Genomic DNA, 25,554 nt, shown 5'->3' with positions numbered 1-25,554 from the left:
GTCCTTGGCGAACCGTTGATGCGAGAATAGGGGCCGGAAGGAAATTCCCCTTTTCAGGAATCGCTCAGGTTTTGCCCAGATTTAAGTAAAATGCGACCTATCGGCAGCTTTACCGGCATTTGAGGCAGATTTTAGCGATTGCCGTTAAGGATGAAGGCGGGGCATGCGGGCGCCGCCGCCCGGATTGCCGGGAAGGGCACTTCCTCGCTGCTGCCCCAGAGGTTAATACGAACAGAAAAATGCCGCAAAATGAGGCGCTTACGCCCCGTTAACCACGCCGGACGAATGGCCGGTGGATTGCCTCGAAATGGGACTTTTCGGGCTTTTCGAGCCCTTTCAGGCCCCTGTCGTTTATTCTTTCCTTAAGTCGCCGATGCGATTTTGGGCTCACAGAAAAGAACATAAACGGCAGGGTTTTGCATTGCGCCAATTGACCACCATCGCTGACAGAATGGCCGCCCGCCTGGGCGCCGTTGCAGGCGTTGCTGGCGCGCATGCCGCCGATGAACGCCCGTCCGCGTCGCTCCGCGCGACGACGCTCGCCCTTCTTGCCGCCGTACCCGGCCTGCCGCTTGCCTTCTCCGCCGTCATGCCCGCGTCCGCCGCCCTGCCGGCCGGCGTGGCGCTGGTGGGTGCCGGTGCGCTGCTCGCTGCTGCCGCGACCTCCGCCTGGCCTGCAAAGCCGGTCCAGCCGAAGGTAGCGCAGATTGACGACGCGCCTGTTACAGAACCGGCGCAGACCTCTCCTTATGATCTCTTTGCCGGCCTCGTGACGCTGCATGATGCGCGCGGTTTCGTCACCGCCGTGCATGGCCGCGACCGCGCCGACATGCTGGCCTGGATGCGCGACCCGATGGGCCGCGGCTATCTCGACCAGATCCACGTCTCCGACCGCCTCGGCTTCATCGCCGGCATCGATCGCCTGCGCCAGGGCGGCGTGCGCGAGACGGTGGACGTGCGCATCGACCGCCCGCGCATGCAGGCGGATGCCGAGCAGTTCACGCATATGCGCGTGGAAATGACGGCGCTGTGCGGGGCGGATGGCGCGCTTGCCACCGTCGTCGCCCAGTCGCGCGACGTTTCCGACGAGGCCGTTCTCAGGACCGAAAACGCCCGCAAGACGGCGCTGGCCGAATCGGCCAACGATGCCAAGACGCGCTTCCTTGCCGCCGTCAGCCACGAGCTGCGCACGCCGCTCAACGCCATCCTCGGCTTCTCCGATATCCTGACCGGCGAATATTTCGGCAAGCTGGAAAACGACCGCCAGCGCGAATATGTGGCGCTGATCCACCAGTCGGGCGCGCACCTGCTGTCGGTGGTCAACACCATGCTGGACGTCTCGAAGATCGAGGCCGGCCGCTACGAGCTGCTGACGGAACCCTTCGTCGTCGCGGACAGCGTCAAGGCCTGCGAGCAGATGCTCGGCCTCCAGGCGCGTGAAAAGGGCATCAAGCTGACGAGCCGCGTGCCGCGCGCCATCGGCGAGGCCGTTGCCGACCAGCGGGCGATCCAGCAGATCCTCATCAACCTCGTCGGCAATGCGATCAAGTTCACCGATCGCGGCGGCGTCGTCACCATCGATGCGGCGCGCGAGGGCAAGGACCTGTTGCTCACCGTCAGCGATACCGGCATCGGCATTCCGGCCGACAAGCTGGCGCTGATCGGCCAGCCCTTCATGCAGGTGCAGAACGAATATACCCGCAAATACGAGGGCACCGGCCTCGGCCTGTCGCTGGTCAAGGGTCTCGTAGCGCTGCACGGCGGCAGCTTCGTTATCCAGAGCCGGCCGGGCGAGGGCACGGTCATCACCATCCGCGTACCAGCGGACGGTTCCGGCGTGGTGTGCGAGGGCGACCCGCGGCCGACCGCATCCACCGTCGATTTTCCGCCGCGCCTTGCGGCTGCCATTGAGACCGTTTACGAGCCGTCGCTGGATGGCAAGGACACGAACGATGAACGCGCACGTCAGAAGACAGCCTGAGCGGCGGCCCCAGGGCCAGGCCCGCAAGGGCCGATCCGGCACCCGCGCCGAGCCGCAGCGCAGGCCCAATATCGTCATTACCGGGCTCGTGGCGCTCGGCAGCCTCGCCGCGCGCCACCCCAGCACCGTCGGCGGCACCTGCGCCTTCCTGGTGGTCTTTTCTTTCGTGGCGGCGAATGCGCTGTGGTATCAGCCGGGCGGCCATCCCGCGCCCTTCCTGAAGATGCGCTCGGCGGACAATTCGCTGGGCTTTACCGCCACCAAGCCGGAACCCCACGACGTGACGACCTTCGTCATCGAGCGCGAGGGCGAAGAACAGGACCTGCCGGAGGTCACCGACGTGACGCCGGCCGAGCGGCCGTTCGACGAGGTGGCGAAGGTCATCGAGAACAAGCCCGCGAAAACGCAGGCCGAGGAAGAGGTCGACCCGGTCGCGGCCGCGATCATGGAGGCGGAAGCCGATCCTGGCGTCACCTCTGCGGTGGCAAAGCCGGTGCCGAGCGAGCTGGTGATGAAGATCCAGAAGGGTCTGAGCAACATCGCCTATACGGATATCGCGGTCGACGGGCTGATCGGCGAGAAGACGCGCACCGCCATCCGCCACTTCGAGAAGCATTACCGCCTACCGGTGACGGGCGAGCCGAACGAGCAGGTGCTCGCCAAGCTCAAGGATATCGGCGCGCTTTGAGCTTTCTTGTTTTTCGCAATTCCAGACGCAAAACCGCTTCACACTTTTGCTGGAATTGCTTCAGGCATGCGACCAAAGTCGTACGCCTACGACAGGCTTTCCCGTAAAGGATGCATTAACCATGTCTGCCGGATGATCCTTCGACAATCTGGAGGATCGTCGAGCCATGTCCAACGCTGCCCTGCGTGAGACTGCGCATAGAAGGCAAGAGGACATGCCGGAGCCGCAGGCGGATGCCGCGGTGCTGCGCCGCGTCGTGGGGGCGCTCGCCGCCGAGGCGTCGGACCTCGGCCTGCACCTCGTCGATATCGCCGGCTCCATCCAGGACACCGCCGCGCAATCACGCGAACATGCGACGCTCTTCACCCGGCTGACGCAATCGGCAACGGCGATCGCCAGCGCCAACGGCGGCATCGCCCGCGCGCTAGGCGAGACGGACCAACTGGCCGCCAGCGCCCGAAAGGTGCTGGGCGAGCAGGCGGTGCAGCTCGACGGCTCGATTGCCGCGATCGACCACATGGTGACAGCCTCCAACGAGATCGGCACGGAAATCGCCGCCTTTTCCGGCGCGCTCGCCGATGTCGGGCGGCTGGCGGATGCGATCGGCACGATCGCCCGGCAGACCAACCTCTTGGCGCTCAATGCGGCGATCGAAGCGGCGCGAGCGGGCGATGCCGGCAAGGGTTTTGCCGTCGTGGCGGCGGAGGTGAGGGCGCTTTCGCTAGAAACATCGAATACGACTGCCTCCATCCAGAAGACATTGCAGGAACTGCGCGCGCGCATCGACCGGCTGGAAGCGGCGGGCGAGGGGGCGCGTGTTTCCGCCGAGGGCGTCAAGGTGACGGCCTCGGACGTGCAGGGCTCGTTTGCCGGTGTGGAAGAGGTCATGTCGAAGATTCTCGACAGCGCCTCGTCGCTGGCCGCGACGACGGGCGCGGTGGACAAGGAATGCAGCGAGTTCGCCCGGTCGATCGGGGCGGCGTCGGCAGAGATCATCCGCTCCAACACGGTGCTGCAGGGCGCCTCCGGCAAGGTCGGCGAGGTGGTGACGATCTCCGAACGCATCATCCAGGCGACGGCGAGTGCCGGCATCGAGACGCCGGACAGTCCCTATATCAACTTGGTCCAGACGCTTGCCGACGAGGTCTCCGCCCGCTTTTCCGCGGCCGTGCTGAGCGGCGAGATCGGCATGGAGGCGCTGTTCGACCGGCAGTATCGGCCGATTGCCGGCAGCGACCCGGTGCAGATGATGACGCGCTTTACCGATTTCACCGATCGCGTTCTGCCGGCCATCCAGGAGCCGGCGGTGGCGACCGACGAGCGCATCGCCTTCTGCGCGGCGATCGACGACCAGGGCTACCTGCCGACGCACAACCGCAAATTCTCCGAGCCGCAGCGTTCTAGCGACCCCGCCTGGAACACCGCCAACTGCCGCAACCGCCGCATCTTCAACGACCGCGTCGGCCTCGCCGCCGGCCGCAACAAGCAACCCTTCCTCGTCCAGACCTACCGCCGCGACATGGGCGGCGGGCAGTTCGTGCTGATGAAGGATATTTCTGCGCCCATCACGGTCAATGGGCGGCACTGGGGCGGGTTGAGGTTGGCGATCCGGGTCTAGATCTCGCGATTGCCCCGCGGCTTCGCGCCGTGTAAGCCGCCACCATGCGCCTTCGCTCCGACATCTTCGTTTCCGCCCTGATGCGCCGCGTCTTTGCCCGCGGCGATTTTGCGGCTGTCGAGGCAAAGGGGGCGGAGGAGGCGGGGGCTGTGTTCGTGCGGCAGATGTTTCGCGATGGACTGGAAAGCCTGCATGCGCCTGCGCCGCAGAGTTTCTTCGAGGCGGACGAGACGGGCATGCGGCTGTTCGAGACGCGGCTGGCGCGTGTCGAGGCGCAGCTTGTGGCGGAGGCGATTGCGCGGGAGCGGCGCTTCGATGGCGACCTCTGGGTGGTTTCGCTCGAGACGGACGAGCTTGGTGACCTGATCGATTTTGCGGCTGCCGAGCCGAAGGATGACGGGTTTTTCCGGCGTTAACCCTGTGGCCATGGGACGCGCACGATTGCCCTGTTTTAAACGGATTTTTCGCCGAAGAGGCGATAGAGCATTTCCAGCCGAAGCGGCATCGCTTCGGCGTCGGATAATGCGGCAAAACAAAAAACTAGAGCATTTCCGGTGAACCGGAGTTCACCGGAAATGCTCTAGGACGTGGCCACGTCAATGATGGACGCCTGATTGCTATGAGCAAATACGACATTCTGGTCGACATGACGTCGGCGCTCACCGCCCGCGAGGCCAACAGCCAGTGGATCGTCGCGCCCGGCGTTTCGATCTCCACCAGTGCCACGGCCGTCGATGCCGGTGGCGCTTTTGCCGGGCGCACGCTGGTAGTCGATGGCACGGTGAATTCTTCGGTGGGCAATGCGGTGGTGTTTGGCTCCGCCGCGCTCGCCGCCAATGCCGGCACCGTGGCGATCAAGGCGGATGGCGTGATCTCGGCCGCGCTCGTCGGGCTGAACGCGGCGGGCGGCGGGTTCGTGTTTTCCAACCAGGGCACGCTTTCGGGCGGCACGGCAGCGGGTGTCTTCAGCGGAGCGGGGCTCAACCTCACCAATCGCGGCTCGGTGCTGTCGTCCGGTGGCGCAGGCCTCAAGGCGACCGGAAGCGATGCGCTCGTCACCAACCATGGCATGGTGAAGAGTGCCGGCGATGCGGTGACCGTGTCGGGCACCAAGGCGATCATCACCAATTACGGTTTCATCCAGTCGACGGCGGATGACGGGATCAGGAGCATTGGGGCGACGGCGATCGTCACCAACAGCGGAACCATCGATGCCAGGCTCGATGCGGTGACCGTGACGGGCGCCGGCGGGGTCGTGACCAACAACGGCAAGATCGTCTCGCGCGCCGATGAGGGCGTAGTGATCACCGGTTCGGGCGCCGTGATGGCGAACAACGGCACGATCTCGGCCGCGAAAGATGGCGTGCGGCTTGATGGTGCGAAGGTCAATTTCGCCAATCACAAGGCGATCACCTCGACCCTGGGCGACGCCATCGATATCGGCGGCGCCTATGCGCAGGTGATGAACAACGGCACGCTCAAGGGCGCCTCGGGTATCCACATCGATGGCACCGGCGCGACGCTGACGAACAATGGCTCGGTGACGGCCACGAAGGGTATTGCGGTCGAGCTTTTCGGCAAGGGCACGAACACTTTCGGCAACAACGGCACGCTGAAGGCGGGCGACCTGGCGCTGAAGGGCGGGAACGGCGTCGAGGTCGTCATCAACAACGGCACGATCCGCGGCAATGTCGATCTCGGTGCGGGCAACGACACGTTTGATACGCGCGGCGGCAAGGTTTTTGGCACGGTTGCGGGCGGCAAGGGCAATGACACCTACCTCGTTGCCGATGCCAAGCTGAAGCTCGTCGAAAAGGTTGGCGGAGGCACGGACACGGTGCAATCCACGGTCAGCTATACGCTGGGCGCCAATCTGGAAAAGCTCATCCTGCTCGGCACGGCGGGCATGAGTGGCACGGGCAACGCTCTATCGAACGTCATCATCGGCAACAGCGGCGGCAACACGCTCTCGGGCGGGGCCGGCAACGATATCCTCGATGGCGGCAAGGGCAATGACGCGTTGACCGGCGGCTCCGGGGCGGATGTCTTCATCTTCTCCAAGGGCCGCGACACGGTGACGGATTTCAAGCCGGGCACCGACCGGGTCGATCTCTCGCATGTCGCCGCCATTACCGGTTTCTCCGACCTCATGAAGAGCCATGCCGTGCAGAGCGGCGACGACGTGCTGATCCGCGCGGGCGGCGACGTGCTGGTGCTGAAACATGTCGATCTGTCGGATCTCCACAAGGGTGATTTCCTGTTCTGAGATCCTGTTCCCGCGGGAACATCGTGCGCGGCTCCATCATGGGAAAAGGGAGACACACAGGCAGCGGCCTGTGCCGAACCCCTCCAGGAGGAACGCCCCATGTTTATCGTGCTGCCTGCCCTTGCACTGCTGATTTCGGGAATGTTCGTCGCGACCACGCTGGCGGCGCTCTCCGCCGAGCGCAACGAAAGTGCTGCGGTCCGTGTGCCGGCCAAGCGCCGGGTATTCTGAGAAACCTGATCAGCCGGCGGCGCGCTGCCGACCGGTTTCGGAGGACCTGTCATGGTGATCCTGCCCGTTCGACTGCGCGTCGTCGGCGTTGGCCGCCTCTCGCACGCCGTCGCCATTCGTATAGCTGTCCGCCCGCTGCCAGCTCTCGACCCGGAGGGTCGCGTCGGCCGGATCTAGCGCCCAGAGCATCAGTTCGGCGCTGCCGCTCGCGAGATGCGGGTAAATGCATGTGAGCACGAAAACGGTATCTGCACTCGGCATGTCGAGCGCCACCAGCGTTTCGGCAAGCTGCCGGCCGGACACGTCGAGGAGGATACGCTCGGACAGCCACTGGCTGGAACCGAGCGCGTCGGCGAGTGTCACGGCCAGCATGCCGACCTCGCCCGCGCGGGCAAAACGCACCAGCAGCGCCTGGTGCACCTCGCTTGCCGGCTGAAGCGCAGGAGGCGCCTCGACCGTGGGCGTCGCGGCGCGCACGAGGGCACGTAATTCTTCCCGGATACGCTCTTCCCGTCCCAGCCTTGCGGCTTCCTCGAGCGAGGCTTCGCGGTCTTCGCCGCCGCGGCGGCTGGCATGGTCCTGGTGGCTTCCGACCAGCGCCTCGATCATGACGGGCGAGAGATTGTCGCGCCGGCCGATGGCGCGGGCATGTTCCGGGCCGGTCGCGCGCAGGATGCGCATCAGCGTGGCGTCGGGGATGGCCTTCGCGCCCATGAGGAAGATCGCGGCGACGCCGATCGGCTGCGAGGCGATGAAAAGCGCTGTTTCGTCGGGGATCTGCGGGCAGCGCGAAAGGGCGGCGACGGCCTGGCGGCGCGCCTCCTCGGTGGAGGCGTTATAGAGCGGCTCGAACAGCTCGCCGAACTGGTGCAGATCGGAGCGCGACGGAAAACGCAGGCTCTCGAAGCTGGACACCGTGGCCATCAGAACGATGTCCTTCGGCCGCCCTGCCTGCGGTCTCTCCAGTTCGCGAAACCTGTCCGCCACAAAACACCTGCTAAAATCCCCGGAACGGCAGCCCCTTGCCGTCTCCACAATCGTTCATGAAAAGTAGAGGAAAAGCGTTAGCAACGCGTTAACCTTGCTCGCGCGGAAACCGCAATGTTTACAAGCGACTGCCGTCTGGGTTGCCGTGGCGTCGCAGTGCCCGCGTACCGTATCGGGACGGGCGGCGTCGGCCTTCAGGTCTGGCCGCTAGCGTGCTATCGCTCGGCCATGACCATGCCCATCGTTGCCGGCCGATCCTGCGGCCCCTGCACGCTCTGTTGCCGCCTGCCGGAGATCGACCTCTTCGACAAGCCGGCGGACGCCTGGTGCACGCATTGCGTCGCCGGCAAGGGCTGCTCGACCTATGCCGATCGGCCGTCGGTCTGTCGCGATTTTCTCTGCCTGTGGATGACCAGCGACGAGCTGGGTGCGGAATGGGAGCCGGCGCGATCCCACATGATGATCTACGGCCAGGGGCCGCAAATCACGGTGCTTGCCGATCCCGACCATCCAGACCTGTGGCGCAGCGAACCCTATCACGCGCAGCTGAAGGCCTGGGCGAAGGGAACGGAGGCTGCGGGCGGTTACGTCATCGTGTTCTGGCGCGACGAAGTGCACAAGATCTGACGGCGCCACGGCCGCGACCGGCCTTTCGCAGATCATCGAATAATCCCGATCGCCCGCCCGTTTCTCTTCACAGGTGCATCCGGTTGTTCACGACGAGACCGGTCGATTTTGGGAACGGGGGCGACCCTGTTCCATGCGGAACAGCACGATGCCGCGCGATGGCATAGAATTAACAACATGTTAACCGAATAGTCGCTAGTTTTAGGGACATGAATCGGCTCGTCTATCGTGATGGACGTGTTATGATTCGATCATGTGAACGGTGGATACCCTGACGGTGCCGCCGTTCCGCGAGGGAAAGGTGCGATGGTCCGGATGCCGGGCGGTCACCAGACAAATTCCCGTGAATGGGAAACTCTGGAACCCGTATCGCCGTTTTCTACCCGTATGCGACTGGGAGACATCGACTCATGTCGCAGCCGGGGTGACGGAACCGGATGCACCGGCCCGTAAGACGGGCAGGGTGAGAATGTAAAGTGCTTCATCCGTCTCGGTTCTTCTTTTTGGAGGCGAGAATGGCAGACGTAGTACGATTGAAGGAGTGGCTCGCGCGAACACCGAGACGCGACACCATTCGACGCGAGGCTCCGGCCCAGATACTGCTTTTTACCGGCGTGCGTTACGAGCGCCTGACACCGGCCATGCTGGCTTCGCGCAGCAAGGCGGGCAAACACGGCGCCCCGGATACGGCCCGCCGTCCCTGACCATTGCCCGTCGCCGCAACAGCGGCGATGGCCTGTGCGCGTGCGGCCGCGGCGCACCATCGATCGTGGGGTAACCACGCCCGTAGCTCCTTACGGAGCAAGCTTTCCTATTGTTCTGCCGCGAGAGGTTCGCAGCTTGCATCCGCGAGGAAAGCGGTTGCCGCTTCGTGCCGGCTTTCGGTGGGCACGAAGGTGCGCAGCACCGCGTAGCCTTCATCGCCGCGCATTTCCACCAGGATCGACTGTTCCAGCTCCGCGGGCACCGCCTTGCGGATGGCGATGAGCTGGATGGGAGTGGCGACCAGCGTGTCGAGATCGCCATCGACCGAGGTGCGGTCGTTCATGCTGAACACCTCGTTGGACGCGCTGTCATAGACCGCGAGCGACCAGAACGGCACGTCGCCGCCGGCAAACAGCCGGATGGGGCCGCTTTCGACGGAAAAGGCGCAGACGGCGGTCTTCATCGCCGGATCGTCGTTGATCGGCGCCAGCGTGTCGCCGGCATTCGCCAGCGGGAAGAAGCGGTTCGGCTCGCCAAAGGCCTGCACGCGCGTATAGGCATCGCGGCCGGTGAAACTCGGCAGCGAGAGGATGATGACGATGTGCAGCAGTGCCGCACCCACGAGCCCGATGGCGATGGCATAGACGAAACTACGCATCGGCGCAGTCCAGCCGGGTGATGCCGGGCATGGCGAGGTCGATGACGCCGGAACTGCCGGCGGTCGGCGTGTCGAGCAGCGTCATGACGAGCAGGAACGGCGCCTTGCCTTCCGGCACCGCCAGCCAGTTTCCGGGTGTTGCCGCAGAAGCGATGCGGATCGAAAAATTGCTGTCCGGCGAGCGCAGCACCGACCAGGCATTGATGCCGACCGGCAGGCCGGGACGGCTGCCCGGCAGCGGGTCGCCATCGGTATCGGCCGCATGCAGCGTCCAGAGCCGGGCAGGGGGCGTGATGCCCTCGATTTCGTAGCGGCAGCTTTCGACCAGCGTGCGCCCGCCGCTATCGGTTGCGGCGGTGAAGGTGAGGCCCTCGGCGCCGCCGAGCAGCAGCCTGCCGTCGCGCGCACGGTGGGCTTTCGCATAGGGGTCGGCATTGACGGTCTGGGCGGTCGGGAAGGCCGTCCACGGCCCGAGCGCGATGGCGCCGAAGCCGACGGTCGCGCGCAGCGCATAGATCGAGCTGAGGATGCCGAGCCCGAAGGCGACGGCGAGCGCTGTGGCGATGACGAGGGGCGTGCGGAACAAGGGCGACCGGTCGTTGGAATCAGCAGGGTATCGTCACTCTGTCCGGTTCGGTTGAGTGCCGTCAAGCGCGGCGACCCGGCCATCGGCCTTCAAGGGCTTGGCCTCGTTGAACTGGCGGGCGACATCCTTCAGGAGCTTGGTGACATCGGCCGAGAGGGAACGGGGGCGGACGAGGGCGGGAAGCGCGTTTTCGTCGCTCGAGGCGGCGGCGACCTCGCTTGCCTTCTTGCCATCCGGCAACGGGTTCTCGATGCCCGGGATGGGGCGCAGCTCGATGCCCTGGTGGGCATAGTCCATCAGGCGCTTGAAGGTCATGGCGGGCAGCGAGCCGCCGGTCATGTTGTTCGTCGAGGTATAGTCGTCGTTGCCGAACCAGACGGCGGTCGTGTAATTGCCGGTGAAGCCGACATACCAGGCGTCGCGATAGGCCTGCGTCGTGCCGGTCTTGCCGCCGGAGACGATGCCGCGGTCGAGCGCGCCGCGCCGCGCCGTGCCGCTGACCGGGATGGTGACGAGGATGCGGTTCATCGAGGACATGGCGGCTTCCGACAGGATCTCTTTCGCCGGCTGCTCGTCGCGGCCGAAATCGTAGAGGATGTCGCCGTCGTAATTGATCATCTGGCTGATGCCGTGGCGGCGCGACTGCATGCCGCCGGCCGGGAACACGGCATAGGCCGTCGCCTGGTCGAGCACGGTGACTTCCGAGGTGCCGAGCGGCATCGTCTTGTCGGTGCGGATGGGCGTCTCGACGCCCATGGCCTTGGCCATCGCGGCGATCTTCGGCGTGCCGAGCTTCTCCTTGGCAAGGCGGACGGGGACCGAGTTGATGGATTTCGCCAGTGCCGTCATCAGCGTCATGCGGCCGGCGAAGCTCCGGCCGTAGTTCTGCGGCGACCAGCCGCCCCAGCTGATCGGCGCGTCGACGATGGTCGTCTCCGGCGTCATGCCGGCTTCCATCGCTGCCGCGTAGGTATAGACCTTGAAGGACGAGCCCGGCTGGCGCAGCGCCCTTGTCGCGCGGTTGAACTGGCTCTCGCCATAATCCCGGCCGCCGACCATGGCGCGCACGGCGCCGCCGTTTTCCACCATCACCAGCGCGCCCTGCTTGACGCGGTAGCTCTCGCCGTACTGGCGCAGGCCGCTTTCCACGGCCTCTTCGGCGGCGGCCTGCAGGCCCATGTCGATGGTGGTGCGCACGATGAGCGAATGCTGGGCGAAGGGTTTTGCGATGCGCTGCACCTCCTCGAAGGCCCAGTCGAGGAAGAAATCCGGTGCGGTCTTTTCGTTGCGGTCGATGACGGTCGCAGGGTTGCGGCGCGCGGCGATCACCTGACCTTCCGTCATCAGGCCGCCCTGGACGAGGTTGGTCAGCACCTCGTTGGCACGCGCACGCGCAGCCGGCAGGTTGACATGCGGCGCGTAGCGGGCGGGCGCCTTGAACAGGCCGGCGAGCATGGCGGATTCGGCGAGATTCACGTCGGTGACGTTCTTGCCGAAATAGAACTGCGCCGCCGCCGCCGCGCCAAACGTGCCGCCGCCCATATAGGCGCGGTCGAGATAGAGCCGCAGGATCTCCTTCTTGGAGAGGTTGGCTTCCAGCCACAGCGCGAGAAAGGCCTCCTTGATCTTGCGCTCGATGGTGCGCTCGTTCGAGAGGAACAGGTTTTTCGCCAGCTGCTGGGTGAGCGTCGAGCCGCCCTGCACGACGCCGCCGGCGCGGGCATTCTCGTTCATGGCGCGGGCGAGACCGAGAAAATCGATGCCGAAATGACTGAAGAAGCGGCGGTCTTCCGTCGCCAGCACCGCCTTGATCAGGTGGTCCGGCAACTCATCGATCGGAACCGAGTCTTCGTGGATGATGCCGCGATGGCCGATCTCGTTGCCGTAGCGGTCGAGGAAGGTGACGGCGAAGTCGCTCTGCGCGCGCCAGTCGCCCTTGGTTTCCTCGAAGGCGGGCAGCGCCAGCGCGAGCAGCAGCACGAAGCCGGCCGTGCCGAGGTTCATGCCCTCGCCGACGACCTCGAAGACGGCCTTCTTCCAGCCTTTGGCGTGGAAGCGGCGGGAGAAGATGGTGATCTCCTCCCAGATTTCGGCAGCGCGAAAACCGGCATTCCAGACCGTGGAATCGATCCAGGAATCGATGCGCAGGAAGAAGTGCCGCTTGCGGCGGCGCGGTTTTGGGGGCTTCTGGCTGTCGTCTTCCACGTTTCGCTTACCTTTGCCGGCGGATGCGGGCCGCAGCCTGCCCGCCTCTGGTTAACGTCCTGTGACCACCGGTTTATTCAGGCACGATAGCAGTCTTTTGACGGCGACTGAACGGATTTCGCGGGGAACGGTTACCGGCAAGGGCCTTGACCTTTACGCCCAAGGGGTTCAGGGCTCGGGCATGGTTACGAAGAACGCGGAAAAGCAGGACGACCTGCCGTTCTGGAAGACGAAGACGCTGGCCGAGATGAACGACGTGGAGTGGGAAAGCCTCTGCGACGGCTGCGGGCTCTGTTGTCTCAACAAGCTGGAAGACTGGGAAACGGCCGAGATCGCCTGGACCTCGATCCGCTGCGTGTTGCTCGATGGCGAAAGCTGTCGCTGCTCGGACTACGAGAACCGTCAGGCGACCGTGCCCGACTGCATCCGCCTGACGGTGGAGAGCGTGTCGGAAATCTCCTGGCTGCCGCCGACCTGCGGCTATCGCCTCGTGCGCGACGGCGAAGACCTCTACTGGTGGCACCCGCTGGTCTCCGGCGATCCCGAGACCGTGCACCAGGCCGGCATTTCCGCCCGCGGCCGCACCGTCAGCGAAGAGGGCCTCGATGTCGAGGACTACGAGGATTATCTCGTGACCTGGCCGCTGGAAGTGGGCAACGGCAAATAGCCGTCAGTCCGGGCTTGCCGCGGCCAGCTTCTTCGGCGCCACGTTGCTCCAGGCGGTGCCGATGAGTTCGCGCACCCGCGCGCCATCCGCGCCGTCGAAATAAAGCGACGTCCAGCCCTTGAGCCCCCAGCCGCCCGGCACCGGCGCACACAGCCCCGGATCGGTCTCGACCGCCATCAACTGCTGGTCCGGCGTGAGCTTCACGACGGCCCGGCCGGCCTGCGGCAAAGACATGAAGATCCTCTCGCCCACCCGGAAGTCCCGCTTCCCGAAATGAGCACTCTCCCGCGCCTCCGGCATGCCGAGCGCGATCGCGATGAGATCGTCGGATGTCATGGGTGGAGGGTAGCATTGTTTGAAGGCGCGTAAAAGTTTCTGGATAAAATAGGAAAATAGTCCTTGACGGCGTCACGGTGGTCTGGTAGGGTTATGGCATAGTCGGAAAGGTGCGGGCGGAGGGATTTGCCGGACTTTTCGGAGGCTGATGGTTTGGCGGTATCCGCCCGCGGCCGGCTTGATGGGAATTTATTGACAGGCGCTCGTTCCTCTGGACCGGGCGCCTTTTCATTTTCGGGTGTGGCGATGGACAGCGGTTTGACGGTTGATCTCGGGCTTTTCGGCATCTCGCCGGACATGGCGGCCTATGATGGGCTGGCGGGGCGGCGGGCGGATTTTGCGGGCGGGGCGGCGCCGGTGCTCGATATCAAGGCGGAAGCGCCGCTCGATCCGTTTCTCGACATGCAGGCCATGCTTCTGGAAATGACGAAGGAGCTGCGCGAGCGGTTCCAGCGCTTCCAGAGCCAGCGGGCCTTTGCCGAGCGGGACGCCGATGCCGCCGAGGACGAGGCTTCTCGCAAGCTGGCGCAGACGGATGCGAAGGCTGCGATCGAGGCGGTGTCGCTGATCGTGCGCACGCTGGAAAAGATCGACAGTTTGCAGCGCACGCTGATCAACGAGCGGGCCGAGGCGGAAGCGGCGCTGGGCGAGCCGGACGACGGCGAGGCGCTGGCGGCGGAGTTCGACCGGCTGGTGGAAGAGCGGGTGAAGGACCGGTTGAATGCCGCGAGGGAAGACTGGATGCGGGAAAACGGGACTGGCGGCGATGCTGCCGCGCGCGCGGAAAGCGGACCGTAGGGACCGGCTCGCCCTTCGGGCGGCCGGGCGGAAGATCGATGCGGATAGGACGGCGGCGGCAGCGGGCTTGCGGATGATCGAGGAAGAACGGGCGCGGACGGCTTTTCGGATTGCTGCCGATGAATTGGAGGCGGGGCTCGGGCGGCGGGGCGAAACCCCGGAGAATGCGAGTTGCCCCTCATCCCCCTGCGGGGACGTTCTCCCCGCGAGCCAGGATGTCGATGTGGCCGAGCGGGATGCCGCTCGCCGGACCGGGCTTCGCAAACGTCAGGATTTGCAGCGATGGCACTTTCAATCGCGCCTGGCCCAGATGCCGCCCAAGGGCGACTGGCGGGTCTGGCTGCTGATGGGCGGGCGCGGCTCCGGCAAGACAAGGGCGGGCGCGGAATGGGTGCATGCGATGGCGCTGGCGCGGCCGGAGAGCCGCATTGCGCTGGTGGCCGAAACGCTCGGCGATGCGCGCGAGGTGATGATCGACGGCGTGTCCGGCATCTGCCGGATCGCCGGACGGTCGCGGCCGGAATTCGAGGCCTCGCGCCGGCGCCTCGTCTGGCCGAACGGCTCGATCGGGCAGATCTTTTCCTCCGAAGACCCGGAAAGCCTGCGCGGGCCGCAGTTTCATCTCGCCTGGTGCGACGAGCTCGGCAAATGGAAACATGCGCAGGAGACCTGGGACATGCTGCAATTCGGCCTGCGCCTCGGCGACGATCCGCGCGTGCTGGTGACGACGACGCCGCGGCCGGTGCCGCTTTTGCGGGCGCTGGCGACGGATGGCAAGACGGCGGTCCGGCGCATCCGGACGGAAGACAATGCCAAAAATCTCTCGCCGCGCTTTCTCGATGCCATGGCGGATCGCTACGGCGGCACGCGGCTGGGGCGGCAGGAGCTGGATGGCGAACTGATCACCGACCGCGCGGATGCGCTGTGGAACCGGGCGCGGCTGGAGGCGATCCGGCTGCGCAATCCGGGGCCGCTGTCGCGCATCGTCGTGGCGGTCGATCCGCCGGCGACGGCGTCCGCGGCCTCGGTTTGCGGCATCGTCGTGGCGGGGCTGGATGGCGGCGGGCGGGCTGTGGTGCTGGCGGACTGTTCGGTGACGGGTGCCAGCCCGGCGGGCTGGGCGGGCGCGGTGGTGCGCGCCTTTCGGCGCTTCGATGCGGACCGGGTGATCGCGGAAGTCAACCAGGGCGGCGACATGGTGACGGCGATGCTGCGCAGCGTCGACGCCAATCTGCCGGTCGCGACGGTGCGGGCGACGCGCGGCAAATTTTTGCGGGCGGAGCCGGTGGCGGCGCTCTACGAGCAGGGGCGGGTGGCGCATGCGGGTGCCTTTGCCGAGCTGGAAGACCAGATTTGTGATTTCGGGCCGGACGGACTGTCCGCCGGCCGCTCGCCGGACCGGCTGGATGCGCTCGTCTGGGCGCTGACGGCGCTGGTGCTCGACCGGCTGGGCGAACCGCGGGTGCGAGGGGTTTGACATGGTGATCGATCGCAAGGCGTTTTTCGACGAGGTGCGCGGGGCGCTTTACGCCGGCCGGCTGGGGCAAGGGCAGGTCGCGGGCTTGACGGCCCTGCTCGACCGGTTCGAGCAGGGCGGCGAGACGCGCGACCGGCGCTTCCTCGCCTATATGCTGGCGACCGCGCATCACGAGACGGGCGGGCGCCTGCAGCCGGTGCGCGAGACCTTTGCCGCAACCGACGCCGCGGCGATCGGCGTGCTCGACCGGGCCTTTGCGGCCGGGCGGCTGCCGCAGGTCTCAGCACCCTACTGGCGGCGCGATGCGGACGGGAAAAGCTGGCTCGGACGCGGGCTCGTGCAGATCACGCACCGGCGCAACTACGAGCGCCTGGCGGAGCTGACCGGCATCGACCTCGTCGCACGGCCGGAGCGGGCGATGGAGATGGCGACCTCCGTCGAAATCCTCTTCATCGGCATGCTGCGCGGCGCCTTCACCGGGCGGCGGCTGGCCGATCATTTTGCGGCCGGACGGGCCGACTGGGTGGGGGCACGGCGCATCATCAACGGGCTCGATAGGGCCGAGCGCGTGGCGGGGTATGGGCAGGCGTTTTTTGTGGCGCTGGGCGGGTAGCTGTCAGGTCCTGTCTTCCAAGCGCTGGACGCGCTGGATGACATCGCCGACGGTTGCTACGACGCGTGCAAGGGAGTTTTCGATAGACGTTTGGATATTGGCCATGGAGCCACCGAGCTCCATCTTGATCATGAGTTCAAGATCGTCACGAAGTTCGACCTGACGGCGTTCGGACCGGCGTGTAAGTTCATAACTGGCGGTGAGAAGCCGCATCATTTCGGCCAAATCCTTCCGGACGAGTCGCATCTCATCCATGTTCGATTTTGCCTGTCTTGCCAGATAGTCGAGGCTTAGCGTTTCACTCGTCATGGCCGCTCTCGTTTCCACACTACCACTTTATCGCCTGGCGTCACAAATCGCAATCGGCGTTCGAAACGGCACGTCTCGTTCAATTCCTAAAACCGAGGACATCATGAAGCTACCATCCTTCCTTTCGCGGCGGCCGAGGGCGGCGGCGGAGACCAAGGCGTCGGGTTTTTTCGCGCTGACGGCCGAGGGCCGGGCGCATTGGTCGAGCCGCAGTTATGCGTCGCTGTCGCGCGAGGGGTTCATGAAGAACCCGGTGGCGCACCGGGCGGTGCGGATGATCGCGGAGGCCGCCGCTTCGGTGCCCTGGCTTGCCTATGCGGGCGAGGCGGAGCGGCCGGACGAGCCGTTGCTGGCGCTCATCGCCCGGCCGAACGGGCGCATGGCGGGCACGGATTTCTTCGAGACGCTCTATGGGCACCTGATGCTCTCCGGCAATGCCTTCGTCGAGGGCGTGCGGGTGGGCGAGGAACTGCGTGAACTGCACCTGCTGCGGCCGGACCGGATGCGCGTCATCGAGGGGCGGGACGGGTGGCCGGAGGCCTATGAATACCGGGCGGGCAGCCATGTGCGCCGGCATATGGCAGGCGAGGGCCAGGCGATCCTGCATCTTCGGCTGTTCCATCCGCTCGACGACCAGGTGGGGTTTGCACCGCTGGAGGCGGCCTCCATGGCGCTCGACCTCTCCAATGCGGCGGCGATCTGGAACAAGGCGCTGCTCGACAATTCCGCGCGGCCTTCCGGCGCGCTGGTCTACCAGCCGAAGGAGGGCGGCAACCTGACGCCCGACCAGTACGACCGGTTGAAGAGCGAGCTGGAGGAGGGCTATTCGGGCCCGGCGCGGGCCGGGCGGCCGATGCTGCTGGAAGGCGGGCTCGACTGGAAGGCGATGGGGCTTTCGCCCCGCGAGATGGATTTCGTGGAGGCGAAGAATGGTGCTGCGCGCGACATCGCGCTCGCCTTCGGCGTACCGCCCATGTTGGTCGGCATTCCGGGGGACGCGACCTATGCCAACTACCAGGAGGCCAACCGGGCTTTCTGGCGGCTGACGGTGTTGCCGCTGGTGCAGCGGACCGCGGCGTCTTTTGCGGCCTGGTTCTCCGAGGGTCAGGAAACGGCCCTGCGACTGGTGCCGGATCTCGACCAGGTGAGCGGGCTTGCGGCGGAGCGCTCGGAATTGTGGGCGCGCGTGGGGGCGGCGGCGTTTTTGACGGATGAGGAGAAGCGGCGGGCGGTGGGGTATTGAGGGGCGCTTTTACCCTCCCCTTGAGGGGGAGGGTCGGACCGAAGGTCCGGGGTGGGGTGACGCGGCCTCTCCACAGGCGATGCCGGTGCGGATGCGGGTCACCCCCACCCGCCGCTTCGCGGCGACCTCCCCCCTCAAGGGGGAGGTAGGCATGCGCGGCGCCGTTGGAATATCGGTGTTGATCAGTGTTCTGCTCGGCTTTTGTGAATCTCTTTTTCGCCTACAGGATTCAATTCTTGAAGGCGTTGAATCCGCCTTCGAACAAAGCCGCATAAGCGATTCAAAAGACTCGGCGTTTTCCGCCGCCTGACTCCGCGCGAGGCAGGACGCGTCCGGCCCTCTGTGGCCGTACCGATCGAATTTTATAATAATCTGAAAGGCTTAACAATGGCTGACATCGGAAACGATGGCGGGCTGTGGACGGCTCGTCTGGTTGGGGCTTCGGCGGGTGCTGCCGTCTCGCTCATCTATCTCTTGCCCAAGAGCCGGCGCGAGGCGGCCTGCCGGTTTTTCACCGGGCTTGCCTGCGGGCTCGTCTTCGGCGGACCGGCGGGGCTCTGGATCGCGGTCCGGCTCGGCATCGCCACCTATCTCGGGCCGGCGGAGGTGCTTTTGACCGGATCGGCGGCGGCGAGCCTTTCGGCCTGGTGGGGGCTCGGGGTTTTGGCGCGGGCGGCGGAGAGGATGAGGGGGTAGGCAATAGGCAATGGGCAGTAGGCAGTAGGCAGTAGGGAAATAGGTTCGGAACGCCTGCTGCCCGCTCCCTTCTCCCATCACAATCCCTACTGCCTACTGCCCATTTCCTACTCCCTCATTCCACATCGGAGCAAATCATGATCACCGACGACCTGCCGGTCTGGCGGACGAAGAAATATGCCGATCTGACGCTTGCCGGCGTCTCCGGAGACGGGGTGTTTTCCGGCTATGCGAGCCTGTTCGGCGAGGTGGACCTCGGCAAGGACGCGATTGCGCCCGGCGCCTTCGTGCGCTCGCTGGAAAAGCGCGGGCCTGCCGGCGTGCGCATGCTGTTCCAGCACGATCCGGCCGAGCCGCTCGGGCGCTGGCGCACCATCCGCGAGGATGCCCGCGGGCTCTATGTCGAGGGCGTGCTTTCGCCCGGCGTGGCGCGGGCCCGCGAGGTGCTGAACCTCATGAAATCCGGCGCGCTGGATGGCCTTTCCATCGGCTTCCAGACGGTGCGCTCGAAGACCGACAGGACGAGCGGCGTGCGCCGCATCCTGGAGGCGGATCTTTGGGAAATCTCGATCGTCACCTTTCCCATGCTGCCTTCGGCGCGGGTGTCGAACGTGAAGAATGCGCGGTGGTTCCGCGACCGGGAAACGGAGCTCGTTCGCATCATGCGCCGGGCGGCCCGGATGATGAAACGCTAACAACTGAAGAGGAAGACATGACGGAGATCCACAAGACCGCGCCGGAAATCAAGGCCGTGCCGGAAACGATGACCGCCGCCTTCGACGACTTCATGGAGGCCTTCGAGGCCTTCAAGGAGACCAACGACCGCCGGCTCGGCGAGATCGAGCAGAAACTGACGGCCGACGTCGTGACGCGCGACAAGGTGGACCGCATCAACCGCGCGATCGACGAGCAGAAGCGCGTGCTCGACCATCTGGCGCTGAAGAAGGCGCGCCCGGCACTCGGCGGCAGCGGCGAGGGCAGCCTGGAAGCGGCCGAGCACAAGGCGGCCTTCTCCGCCTATATGCGCCGGGGCGACGAGAATGCGCTCAGGGCGCTGGAGGGCAAGGCCATGTCGGTCGGCTCGGCGGCCGATGGCGGTTATCTCGTGCCGCCGGAAACGGATACGGAGATCGGCCGCAGGCTTTCCGCCGCCTCGCCGATCCGTTCGCTCGCGACTGTGCGCCAGGTCTCGGGCGCGGTGCTGAAGAAGCCGTTCGCCACCTCCGGCATGGCGGCCGGCTGGGTGGCGGAGACGGCAGCGCGGCCGCAAACCGGCAATGCGCAGCTCGCCGAACTCTCCTTCCCGACCATGGAACTCTACGCCATGCCGGCGGCGACGGCCGCACTGCTCGACGATGCGGCGGTGGATGTCGAGGGCTGGATCGCCTCCGAGGTCGACATCGTCTTCGCCGAGCAGGAAGGCACCGCCTTCGTCTCCGGCGACGGCACCAACAAGCCGAAGGGCTTTTTGAGCTATACCAACGTCGCCGATGCGAGCTGGAGTTGGGGCAATATCGGCTATATCGCGACGGGTGCGGCGGGCGCTTTCAAGGCGAGCAATCCCTCCGACACGCTGTTCGACACGGTCTATTCGCTGAAGGCGGGGCACCGGCAGAACGGCACCTTCGTGATGAACCGCAAGACGCAAGGCACGATCCGCAAGTTCAAGGACACGGACGGCAACTATCTCTGGCGCCCGCCGGCCTCCGCCGGCCAGGCGGCCTCGCTGCTGGGCTTCGCCATCGCGGAGGCCGAGGACATGCCGGATGTGGCGGCGGACAGCTTCTCCATCGCCTTCGGCGACTTCCGCTCCGGCTATCTCGTCGTCGATCGCACGGGGGTGCGCGTGCTGCGCGATCCCTATTCGGCCAAGCCCTATGTGCTGTTCTACACGACCAAGCGCGTCGGCGGCGGGGTGCAGAATTTCGAGGCGATCAAGCTGGTGAAGTTTTCGGCGAGCTGAGGCGGCTTACCCTCCCCTTGAGGGGGAGGGTCGGGCCGAAGGCCCGGGGTGGGGTGATGCGGCGTCTCCACAGGCGATGCCGGTGCGGATGCGCTCACCCCCACCCGCCGCTTCGCGGCGACCTCCCCCCTCAAGGGGGAGGTAGGTGCCGAGCCTTGAACGCTTCAACTTTTCTCGCACCGGCGGTCGTTCCCTGACGCCGGTGCTGGCGGGCGTGGTTTCCTCCCGGCTGCGCCCGCCGTTCCTCCAGACCGGACAGGACCCCATGACCATTGCCGAACTGATGCCGCCGGCCGCGGAGCCGATCACGCTTGCCGAGGTGAAGGCGCATCTGCGCCTGGATGCCTCCGACGAGGATACCCTGCTTGCGGGCCTGATGCGCGCCGCGCGGGACTATCTGGAGGGGCAGACGGGGCTGGCGCTGATTGCCCGCACCTTCCGCCTCTATCTCGACGACTGGCCGGAGACCCGGGTGATTCAGATTGCCAGGGGGCCGGTGCAAACCATTGAAGCGGTGACGGTTTATGACGCCGCCGGTGCGCCGGTGGAGGTCGATGCGACCGGCTATGTGCTGGATGGCACGACGCGGCCGGCGCGGCTGGTGCTGCCCGCGCGTCCGGCGACGGAACGCGCGCTGAACGGCATCGAGATCGATTTTACCGCCGGCTTCGGCGAGAGCGGCGCTGAGGTGCCGGGCACGCTGAAGCGGGCGCTGCTGCTGCATGTCGCGGCAATGTACGAGCTGCGCGGCGTGCTTTCGCTGGACGACCAGCCCGGCGCGGTGCCGCAGGGTTACGACCGGCTTGTCGCGCCCTATGCCCTGCGGAGGCTCTGATGGCCTTCGACGAAACCATCGATCCGGGCGCCTTCACGGCGCGGCTGGTGCTGGAACAGCCGGTGGAAACGCCGGACGGGCAGGGCGGCGTGGAACGCACGTTTTCTGCGCTGGCGACGCTCTGGGCGCGCATCGAGCCGACGGTCGCGAAGGCGGACGAGGCGGCGGGAACGCTGCCGGTGACGGTGACGCACCGCATCTGGATGCGGCGGCGCGAAAACCTGGCGGGCGGCATGCGGCTGCGCAAGGGCGCGCGGCTCTTTGCCATCCGCGCCTTCCGCGATCCGGATGAGACCGGGCGTTACACGCTTGCCGACTGCGAGGAGATCAAGCCATGAGCGCGGCATCGGCCCTGCAGAAGGCGATTTTTGCCCGGCTTTCGGGCGACACGGCGCTGACGGCGCTGGTCGGCGCAAGCGGCATCACGGACCGGCGGCTCGCCGAACCGGCGTCGCCGCTGGTGGTGATCGCCGGCATCGACAGCGCGGACCATTCGACGGCCAGCGAGACGGGCGAGGAACATACGGTGACGCTGGAAGCCTGGTCGGAGGCGGCGGGGCACCGGCAGGTGCAGGCGATCGCGGCGGCGGTGCGCGCGGCGCTCGACGACGCGGCGCTGACGCTCGCAGGGCATCACCTCGTGTTGCTGTTTCATCGCGATACGCGGCTCAGGCGCGACGGAAAATCCCGCTTTCACCGTGCGGAAATGCGTTTTCGGGCGGTGACGGAACCGCACACTTAACCCCAACTCACGAAGAGGAACCTTGCCATGGTGGCACAGAAGGGGCGGGATCTGCTGCTCAAGATCGACAACGGCGCGGGTTTTGCGACGGTTGCGGGGCTGCGCTCGAAGCGGCTGTCGTTCAATGCGCAGCTTGTCGACGTGACGGACGCGGAATCGGCGGGGCGCTGGCGCGAACTGCTGGGCGGCGCCGGCGTGCAACGCGCGGCGGTCAGCGGCAGCGGAATTTTCAAGGACCAGGCGTCGGATGCGACGGTGCGCGCGCTGTTCTTCGGCAGCACGATCGTCGACTGGCAGGTGGTCATTCCGGATTTCGGCACGGTCGAGGGGCCGTTCCAGATCGCCGCGCTGGAATATTCTGGCGCGCATGACGGCGAGATCGTCTTCGAGATCGCGCTGGAATCGGCCGGTGTCCTGACCTTCGGGGCACTGTGATGGGCGCGCGGGCGAACCGGCACCGCGGCGAGATCGAGGCCGTTTTCGATGGCGAGCGGCGGGTGTTGTGCCTGACGCTGGGGGCGCTGGCCGAGCTGGAAACGGCCTTCGCCGTCGACAGCCTGACGGGGCTCGCCGAGCGCTTTTCCTCCGGGCGGCTGAAGGCGGACGACCTGATCCGCATTATCGCGGCGGGGCTGCGCGGCGGCGGCAATCTCTTCAGCGACGAGGACGTGGCGTCGATGGCGGTGGCGGACGGGCTTGCGGGTTTTGCGCGCATTGCCGCCGAACTGCTGCAGGCGACGTTTGGAGCCGGTGGTGAAAACCCTCCGGGGCCGCATCCGGCGTGAGCGGCGAGAGGGCCGCCTTCCCCTGGGAGGCGGTGCTTCATGCCGGGCTCTGCCGCATGCGGCTTTCCGCGAAGGACTTTTGGGCGATGACGCCGCGCGAGCTCGGCTTCGCGCTGGGCGTGCTGCGGCCTTCGCCGGCGGTGCCGGGGCGCCAGGCGCTTGCGGCGCTGATGCAGGCCTTTCCCGACAACAAGGAGTGAACCATGGCGGACGACAATCCTCTCTCCGGCACGCTGGACGATGCCGGCGCGCTTTCGACGATCTTCGACGACCTGGAGGCGCGTTCGCGCTCCTTCGGCTCGGCGCTGACGAGCGCGCTGAAGGGCGCGGTCGTGGATGGAAAGGGGCTGGAAAGCGTGTTGCGGGGCCTTGCGCTGCGCATGAGCGACATCGCGCTTTCCGTCGGGCTGAAGCCGCTGGAGGGGCTGTTGTCCTCCGGGCTTTCCGGCCTGCTTGGCGGGGCGACGCCCTTTGCCAAGGGCGGTGTGGTGGCGTCGCCCACCTATTTCGGCAGCGGCGGCGGGCTAGGGCTGATGGGCGAGGCGGGGGCGGAGGCGATCCTGCCGCTGAAGCGCGGGCCGGACGGGGCGCTGGGTGTCGCGACCGAGGGCGGCGGCGGGGCGCGCATCGTCTTCAACGTGACGGCGCAGGATGCGGCGAGTTTCCGCAAATCCGAAGGTCAGATCGCGGCGATGCTGACCCGTGCCGTGGGGCGCGGGCAGCGGAATTTGTGAGGCGGCCTTTTACCCTCCCCTTGAGCGGAGGGTCGGACCGCAGGTCCGGGGTGGGGTGACACTCGCCGACGGCAGAGTTTGCCGCGGGTCCCCCCCACCCGCCGCTTTGCGGCGACCTCCCCCATCAAGGGGGAGGTGGGCGCCTGACGGGACGTCGGCGTTCTGTGGCGCCGCCTATTCAACACCGGAGACATCGGATGGCAGGATTTCATGAGGTGCGGTTTCCGTTGCGGGTGGCGCTGGGCACCAGCGGCGGGCCGGTGCGGCGGACGGATATTGTCAGCCTGTCCAACGGGCGGGAGAACCGCAACCGCCGCTGGCAGGATGCGCGGCGGCGCTACGATGCGGGATCGGGCGTGCGCTCGGTCGAGGATCTTTATGTGGTGCTCGCGTTTTTCGAGGCGCGGGCGGGGCAGTTTTACGGGTTCCGCTTTCATGATCCGGTGGACCACAAGTCCTGTGCGCCGGGCGGAACGGTCAGCGCGAGCGACCAGCAGATCGGCACCGGCGACGGGGTGACGGCGGCGTTCCAGCTGGTGAAGCGTTATGCGGATGCGGGTGGCGAGACGGTGCGGCCTATCGACAAGCCGGTTGCGGGCACGGTGGTGGTCTCGGTGGCGGGCGGTGTCCGGTCGGCGGGCGATTATACGGTGAATTCCGCGACGGGGGTCGTGACCTTCAAGCCGGGGAAGATCCCGGCTTCGGGCGTGATCCGGGCCGGCTACGAATTCGACGTGCCGGTGCGCTTCGACACGGACCGCATCGATATCGACCTCGCGCAGTTCAATGCCGGGCGCATTCCGTCCATTCCGCTTCTGGAGATCAAGCCATGAGGACGATCCCGGGCGGGCTTCAGGCCCATCTCGACGGCGAGGTGACGACGCTCTGCCATGCCTGGCGGGTGACGCGGCGCGACGGCGTGGTGATGGGTTTTACCGATCATGACCGCGATCTTTCCTTCGGCGGGCTGGACTATCTGGCGGCGAGCGGTTTCGAGGCGAGCGAGGCGGAGGACGGCAACGGGCTTTCCGCCGAGGGCGGCGATGTTTCGGGTGGGTTTTCGGCGGACGCGGTTCGGGCGGAGGACCTTTCGGCGGGGCGCTATGACGGAGCGAAGGTCGAGGTCTTTACGGTCAACTGGCAGGACCCGTCGCAGCGGCTGCTGCTGCGCACGGCGGAGCTTGGCGAGGTGCGGCGCGAGGGCGGGCTTTTTCGCGTGGAACTGCGGCGGCTGACGCACCGGCTGGACCAGGTGCACGGCCGTATCTACGGGCATCGCTGCGATGCGGTGCTGGGCGACAGCCGGTGCGGCAAGGATGTTTCGACATCGGCATTCCGGGCGACGGCGACCGTGAGCGCGGTGCTGGATGACATGCGGCTGCGGGTGAGCGGGCTTTCGGGTTTTGCCGACCGGTTCTTTCGTTATGGCGTGCTGACCTTCACCAGCGGCGCGGCCGAAGGGCTGACGGCGGATCTCGAGGACCAGCGCAAGGCGGGCGGGGAACTGACCTTCTGGCAGCCGGTGCCGGCGGGTGTTCTCGTTGGCGATACGATGCTGGTGACGGCGGGGTGCGACAAGCGCTTTTCCACCTGTAAGGCGAAGTTTGCCAATACGCTGAATTTCCGCGGCTTTCCGCATATGCCGGGGAGCGACTTCACCTATGGCTATGCGGATGGCGAGACGGTGCATGACGGGAGGCCGCTTTATGAGTGACGGCCGGTTGAAACCCCCTCATCCGGCCTGTCGGCCACCTTCTCCCCCCGGGGGAGAAGGGGAGCCGCTGGTGCCGTCAGTTTCCACCTT

General features: G+C 66.3%; 32 protein-coding genes. 26 read left to right on the top strand and 6 right to left on the bottom strand.

Translation table 11 applies throughout. The annotated features are described in order from the left end of the window. Nucleotides 1–451 precede the first annotated feature (451 nt). From VGN93_RS30225 to VGN93_RS30200, 6 genes are all read left to right on the top strand, one after another. Complete coding sequence (locus VGN93_RS30225; protein ID WP_327510542.1) at nt 452–1,981, top strand: HAMP domain-containing sensor histidine kinase; 1,530 nt, start codon at nt 452–454, stop codon at nt 1,979–1,981. Then, entirely contained in the window at nt 1,953–2,669 is a 717-nt protein-coding gene (locus VGN93_RS30220; RefSeq protein ID WP_327510541.1) for a peptidoglycan-binding domain-containing protein, read from the top strand. The genes VGN93_RS30225 and VGN93_RS30220 overlap by 29 nt, the downstream gene beginning before the upstream one ends. A gap of 166 nt (nt 2,670–2,835) precedes the next feature. Next, complete coding sequence (locus tag VGN93_RS30215) at nt 2,836–4,287, top strand: methyl-accepting chemotaxis protein (protein WP_327510540.1); 1,452 nt, start codon at nt 2,836–2,838, stop codon at nt 4,285–4,287. Between the two features lie 44 nt (nt 4,288–4,331). After that, nucleotides 4,332–4,703, top strand: a complete 372-nt coding sequence (locus tag VGN93_RS30210) for a DUF1491 family protein (protein ID WP_327510539.1) — start codon at nt 4,332–4,334, stop codon at nt 4,701–4,703. 203 nt (nt 4,704–4,906) lie between these two features. Then, nucleotides 4,907–6,553, top strand: a complete 1,647-nt coding sequence (locus VGN93_RS30205; protein WP_327510538.1) for a hypothetical protein — start codon at nt 4,907–4,909, stop codon at nt 6,551–6,553. Between the two features lie 99 nt (nt 6,554–6,652). Continuing rightward, nucleotides 6,653–6,784 (top strand): hypothetical protein, encoded by a 132-nt coding sequence (locus VGN93_RS30200; protein ID WP_256120830.1) that lies wholly within the window; start codon nt 6,653–6,655, stop codon nt 6,782–6,784. 9 nt (nt 6,785–6,793) lie between these two features. Here the strand turns inward: VGN93_RS30200 and VGN93_RS30195 are convergent, their stop codons facing one another. Continuing rightward, entirely contained in the window at nt 6,794–7,708 is a 915-nt protein-coding gene (locus VGN93_RS30195) for a hypothetical protein (protein ID WP_327510537.1), read from the bottom strand. A gap of 297 nt (nt 7,709–8,005) precedes the next feature. On the opposite strand from VGN93_RS30195, the gene VGN93_RS30190 reads away from it, so the two are divergent. Beyond that, on the top strand, nt 8,006–8,398 hold the full coding sequence (locus VGN93_RS30190; protein ID WP_327510536.1) for a hypothetical protein: 393 nt from the start codon (nt 8,006–8,008) through the stop codon (nt 8,396–8,398). 515 nt (nt 8,399–8,913) lie between these two features. Continuing rightward, nucleotides 8,914–9,102 (top strand): hypothetical protein, encoded by a 189-nt coding sequence (locus VGN93_RS30185; protein ID WP_319311000.1) that lies wholly within the window; start codon nt 8,914–8,916, stop codon nt 9,100–9,102. Between the two features lie 107 nt (nt 9,103–9,209). Here the strand turns inward: VGN93_RS30185 and VGN93_RS30180 are convergent, their stop codons facing one another. Genes VGN93_RS30180 through VGN93_RS30170 form a run of 3 tightly spaced genes read right to left on the bottom strand, consistent with a single transcriptional unit; the run spans nt 9,210 to nt 12,552 of the window. Continuing rightward, the gene (locus tag VGN93_RS30180) at nt 9,210–9,761 is read right to left on the bottom strand and encodes a DUF1254 domain-containing protein (protein ID WP_319311002.1); all 552 of its coding nucleotides are present in this window, start codon (nt 9,759–9,761) and stop codon (nt 9,210–9,212) included. After that, nucleotides 9,754–10,347 (bottom strand): DUF1214 domain-containing protein, encoded by a 594-nt coding sequence (locus VGN93_RS30175; RefSeq protein WP_319311004.1) that lies wholly within the window; start codon nt 10,345–10,347, stop codon nt 9,754–9,756. The genes VGN93_RS30180 and VGN93_RS30175 overlap by 8 nt, the downstream gene beginning before the upstream one ends. Before the next feature lie 33 nt (nt 10,348–10,380). After that, nucleotides 10,381–12,552, bottom strand: coding sequence for a transglycosylase domain-containing protein (locus tag VGN93_RS30170; protein WP_327510535.1), 2,172 nt, complete (start codon nt 12,550–12,552; stop codon nt 10,381–10,383). Nucleotides 12,553–12,733: 181 nt separating this feature from the next. Here VGN93_RS30170 and VGN93_RS30165 point away from each other — a divergent pair, with 181 nt between their 5' ends. Continuing rightward, nucleotides 12,734–13,219, top strand: coding sequence for a YcgN family cysteine cluster protein (locus VGN93_RS30165; RefSeq protein ID WP_327510534.1), 486 nt, complete (start codon nt 12,734–12,736; stop codon nt 13,217–13,219). A 3-nt stretch (nt 13,220–13,222) separates the two neighbouring features. Here VGN93_RS30165 and VGN93_RS30160 read toward each other — a convergent pair whose 3' ends face one another. Further along, nucleotides 13,223–13,555, bottom strand: a complete 333-nt coding sequence (locus tag VGN93_RS30160; RefSeq protein ID WP_327510533.1) for an MmcQ/YjbR family DNA-binding protein — start codon at nt 13,553–13,555, stop codon at nt 13,223–13,225. Nucleotides 13,556–13,813: 258 nt separating this feature from the next. On the opposite strand from VGN93_RS30160, the gene VGN93_RS30155 reads away from it, so the two are divergent. The 3 genes from VGN93_RS30155 (at nt 13,814) to VGN93_RS30145 (ending at nt 16,443) form a co-directional block, all read left to right on the top strand. After that, nucleotides 13,814–14,353: a hypothetical protein gene (locus VGN93_RS30155; RefSeq protein ID WP_327510532.1), complete on the top strand. Its 540-nt coding sequence runs from the start codon at nt 13,814–13,816 to the stop codon at nt 14,351–14,353. Between the two features lie 73 nt (nt 14,354–14,426). Then, on the top strand, nt 14,427–15,830 hold the full coding sequence (locus tag VGN93_RS30150; protein ID WP_414714212.1) for a DNA-packaging protein: 1,404 nt from the start codon (nt 14,427–14,429) through the stop codon (nt 15,828–15,830). 1 nt (nt 15,831) lies between these two features. Then, nucleotides 15,832–16,443, top strand: a complete 612-nt coding sequence (locus VGN93_RS30145; RefSeq protein ID WP_327510531.1) for a glycoside hydrolase family 19 protein — start codon at nt 15,832–15,834, stop codon at nt 16,441–16,443. Nucleotides 16,444–16,446: 3 nt separating this feature from the next. Here VGN93_RS30145 and VGN93_RS30140 read toward each other — a convergent pair whose 3' ends face one another. Next, on the bottom strand, nt 16,447–16,752 hold the full coding sequence (locus tag VGN93_RS30140) for a hypothetical protein (RefSeq protein ID WP_327510530.1): 306 nt from the start codon (nt 16,750–16,752) through the stop codon (nt 16,447–16,449). A 103-nt stretch (nt 16,753–16,855) separates the two neighbouring features. Here VGN93_RS30140 and VGN93_RS30135 point away from each other — a divergent pair, with 103 nt between their 5' ends. The 14 genes from VGN93_RS30135 to VGN93_RS30070 all read left to right on the top strand — a co-directional run bounded on the left by VGN93_RS30135 (nt 16,856) and on the right by VGN93_RS30070 (nt 25,464). Beyond that, nucleotides 16,856–17,995, top strand: a complete 1,140-nt coding sequence (locus tag VGN93_RS30135; protein WP_327510529.1) for a phage portal protein — start codon at nt 16,856–16,858, stop codon at nt 17,993–17,995. A 151-nt stretch (nt 17,996–18,146) separates the two neighbouring features. Further along, the gene (locus tag VGN93_RS30130) at nt 18,147–18,305 is read left to right on the top strand and encodes a hypothetical protein (RefSeq protein WP_327510528.1); all 159 of its coding nucleotides are present in this window, start codon (nt 18,147–18,149) and stop codon (nt 18,303–18,305) included. Between the two features lie 77 nt (nt 18,306–18,382). Then, on the top strand, nt 18,383–18,691 hold the full coding sequence (locus VGN93_RS30125; RefSeq protein ID WP_319311026.1) for a DUF6107 family protein: 309 nt from the start codon (nt 18,383–18,385) through the stop codon (nt 18,689–18,691). 137 nt (nt 18,692–18,828) lie between these two features. Next, nucleotides 18,829–19,386 (top strand): HK97 family phage prohead protease, encoded by a 558-nt coding sequence (locus VGN93_RS30120; protein WP_327510527.1) that lies wholly within the window; start codon nt 18,829–18,831, stop codon nt 19,384–19,386. Between the two features lie 17 nt (nt 19,387–19,403). Further along, on the top strand, nt 19,404–20,654 hold the full coding sequence (locus VGN93_RS30115) for a phage major capsid protein (RefSeq protein ID WP_327510526.1): 1,251 nt from the start codon (nt 19,404–19,406) through the stop codon (nt 20,652–20,654). 265 nt (nt 20,655–20,919) lie between these two features. Next, nucleotides 20,920–21,489, top strand: a complete 570-nt coding sequence (locus tag VGN93_RS30110; protein WP_327510596.1) for a head-tail connector protein — start codon at nt 20,920–20,922, stop codon at nt 21,487–21,489. Further along, nucleotides 21,489–21,827 (top strand): phage head closure protein, encoded by a 339-nt coding sequence (locus VGN93_RS30105; protein WP_327510525.1) that lies wholly within the window; start codon nt 21,489–21,491, stop codon nt 21,825–21,827. Before VGN93_RS30110 ends, VGN93_RS30105 begins: the two co-directional genes overlap by 1 nt. Further along, nucleotides 21,824–22,231 carry a DUF3168 domain-containing protein gene (locus tag VGN93_RS30100; RefSeq protein ID WP_327510524.1) on the top strand — a complete coding sequence of 136 codons (408 nt, stop codon included), beginning with the start codon at nt 21,824–21,826 and terminating at the stop codon, nt 22,229–22,231. Before VGN93_RS30105 ends, VGN93_RS30100 begins: the two co-directional genes overlap by 4 nt. 27 nt (nt 22,232–22,258) lie before the next feature. After that, a complete protein-coding gene (locus VGN93_RS30095) occupies nt 22,259–22,666 on the top strand; it encodes a phage major tail protein, TP901-1 family (protein WP_319311050.1) in 408 nt (135 codons plus the stop codon). Further along, complete coding sequence (locus VGN93_RS30090) at nt 22,666–23,016, top strand: gene transfer agent family protein (RefSeq protein ID WP_319311052.1); 351 nt, start codon at nt 22,666–22,668, stop codon at nt 23,014–23,016. The genes VGN93_RS30095 and VGN93_RS30090 overlap by 1 nt, the downstream gene beginning before the upstream one ends. Continuing rightward, complete coding sequence (locus VGN93_RS30085; RefSeq protein WP_327510523.1) at nt 23,013–23,216, top strand: rcc01693 family protein; 204 nt, start codon at nt 23,013–23,015, stop codon at nt 23,214–23,216. Before VGN93_RS30090 ends, VGN93_RS30085 begins: the two co-directional genes overlap by 4 nt. Nucleotides 23,217–23,219: 3 nt before the next feature. Next, entirely contained in the window at nt 23,220–23,750 is a 531-nt protein-coding gene (locus tag VGN93_RS30080) for a phage tail tape measure protein (protein WP_327510522.1), read from the top strand. Nucleotides 23,751–23,947: 197 nt separating this feature from the next. Beyond that, nucleotides 23,948–24,583 carry a DUF2460 domain-containing protein gene (locus VGN93_RS30075; RefSeq protein WP_327510521.1) on the top strand — a complete coding sequence of 212 codons (636 nt, stop codon included), beginning with the start codon at nt 23,948–23,950 and terminating at the stop codon, nt 24,581–24,583. Then, nucleotides 24,580–25,464, top strand: coding sequence for a DUF2163 domain-containing protein (locus VGN93_RS30070; RefSeq protein WP_327510520.1), 885 nt, complete (start codon nt 24,580–24,582; stop codon nt 25,462–25,464). The genes VGN93_RS30075 and VGN93_RS30070 overlap by 4 nt, the downstream gene beginning before the upstream one ends. Nucleotides 25,465–25,554 lie beyond the last annotated feature (90 nt).

The organism is Shinella sp. (genome assembly GCF_035998705.1).
Lineage (GTDB): Bacteria > Pseudomonadota > Alphaproteobacteria > Rhizobiales > Rhizobiaceae > Shinella.
Note: the sequence above shows the minus strand (reverse complement) of the source record. Positions and strands in the feature narration are given on the sequence as shown.

Excerpts from the sequence above, each read along its gene's own strand:
- VGN93_RS30225 (WP_327510542.1), top strand. The coding sequence starts at position 452 with ATGGCCGCCCGCCTGGGCGCCGTTGCAGGCGTTGCTGGCGCGCATGCC.
- VGN93_RS30220 (WP_327510541.1), top strand. The coding sequence starts at position 1,953 with ATGAACGCGCACGTCAGAAGACAGCCTGAGCGGCGGCCCCAGGGCCAG.
- VGN93_RS30215 (WP_327510540.1), top strand. The coding sequence starts at position 2,836 with ATGTCCAACGCTGCCCTGCGTGAGACTGCGCATAGAAGGCAAGAGGAC.
- VGN93_RS30210 (WP_327510539.1), top strand. The coding sequence starts at position 4,332 with ATGCGCCTTCGCTCCGACATCTTCGTTTCCGCCCTGATGCGCCGCGTC.
- VGN93_RS30205 (WP_327510538.1), top strand. The coding sequence starts at position 4,907 with ATGAGCAAATACGACATTCTGGTCGACATGACGTCGGCGCTCACCGCC.
- VGN93_RS30200 (WP_256120830.1), top strand. The coding sequence starts at position 6,653 with ATGTTTATCGTGCTGCCTGCCCTTGCACTGCTGATTTCGGGAATGTTC.
- VGN93_RS30195 (WP_327510537.1), bottom strand. The coding sequence starts at position 7,708 with ATGGCCACGGTGTCCAGCTTCGAGAGCCTGCGTTTTCCGTCGCGCTCC.
- VGN93_RS30190 (WP_327510536.1), top strand. The coding sequence starts at position 8,006 with ATGCCCATCGTTGCCGGCCGATCCTGCGGCCCCTGCACGCTCTGTTGC.
- VGN93_RS30185 (WP_319311000.1), top strand. The coding sequence starts at position 8,914 with ATGGCAGACGTAGTACGATTGAAGGAGTGGCTCGCGCGAACACCGAGA.
- VGN93_RS30180 (WP_319311002.1), bottom strand. The coding sequence starts at position 9,761 with ATGCGTAGTTTCGTCTATGCCATCGCCATCGGGCTCGTGGGTGCGGCA.
- VGN93_RS30165 (WP_327510534.1), top strand. The coding sequence starts at position 12,734 with ATGGTTACGAAGAACGCGGAAAAGCAGGACGACCTGCCGTTCTGGAAG.
- VGN93_RS30160 (WP_327510533.1), bottom strand. The coding sequence starts at position 13,555 with ATGACATCCGACGATCTCATCGCGATCGCGCTCGGCATGCCGGAGGCG.
- VGN93_RS30150 (WP_414714212.1), top strand. The coding sequence starts at position 14,427 with ATGATCGAGGAAGAACGGGCGCGGACGGCTTTTCGGATTGCTGCCGAT.
- VGN93_RS30145 (WP_327510531.1), top strand. The coding sequence starts at position 15,832 with ATGGTGATCGATCGCAAGGCGTTTTTCGACGAGGTGCGCGGGGCGCTT.
- VGN93_RS30140 (WP_327510530.1), bottom strand. The coding sequence starts at position 16,752 with ATGACGAGTGAAACGCTAAGCCTCGACTATCTGGCAAGACAGGCAAAA.
- VGN93_RS30135 (WP_327510529.1), top strand. The coding sequence starts at position 16,856 with ATGAAGCTACCATCCTTCCTTTCGCGGCGGCCGAGGGCGGCGGCGGAG.
- VGN93_RS30130 (WP_327510528.1), top strand. The coding sequence starts at position 18,147 with ATGCGCGGCGCCGTTGGAATATCGGTGTTGATCAGTGTTCTGCTCGGC.
- VGN93_RS30125 (WP_319311026.1), top strand. The coding sequence starts at position 18,383 with ATGGCTGACATCGGAAACGATGGCGGGCTGTGGACGGCTCGTCTGGTT.
- VGN93_RS30120 (WP_327510527.1), top strand. The coding sequence starts at position 18,829 with ATGATCACCGACGACCTGCCGGTCTGGCGGACGAAGAAATATGCCGAT.
- VGN93_RS30115 (WP_327510526.1), top strand. The coding sequence starts at position 19,404 with ATGACGGAGATCCACAAGACCGCGCCGGAAATCAAGGCCGTGCCGGAA.
- VGN93_RS30110 (WP_327510596.1), top strand. The coding sequence starts at position 20,920 with ATGACCATTGCCGAACTGATGCCGCCGGCCGCGGAGCCGATCACGCTT.
- VGN93_RS30105 (WP_327510525.1), top strand. The coding sequence starts at position 21,489 with ATGGCCTTCGACGAAACCATCGATCCGGGCGCCTTCACGGCGCGGCTG.
- VGN93_RS30100 (WP_327510524.1), top strand. The coding sequence starts at position 21,824 with ATGAGCGCGGCATCGGCCCTGCAGAAGGCGATTTTTGCCCGGCTTTCG.
- VGN93_RS30095 (WP_319311050.1), top strand. The coding sequence starts at position 22,259 with ATGGTGGCACAGAAGGGGCGGGATCTGCTGCTCAAGATCGACAACGGC.
- VGN93_RS30090 (WP_319311052.1), top strand. The coding sequence starts at position 22,666 with ATGGGCGCGCGGGCGAACCGGCACCGCGGCGAGATCGAGGCCGTTTTC.
- VGN93_RS30080 (WP_327510522.1), top strand. The coding sequence starts at position 23,220 with ATGGCGGACGACAATCCTCTCTCCGGCACGCTGGACGATGCCGGCGCG.
- VGN93_RS30075 (WP_327510521.1), top strand. The coding sequence starts at position 23,948 with ATGGCAGGATTTCATGAGGTGCGGTTTCCGTTGCGGGTGGCGCTGGGC.
- VGN93_RS30070 (WP_327510520.1), top strand. The coding sequence starts at position 24,580 with ATGAGGACGATCCCGGGCGGGCTTCAGGCCCATCTCGACGGCGAGGTG.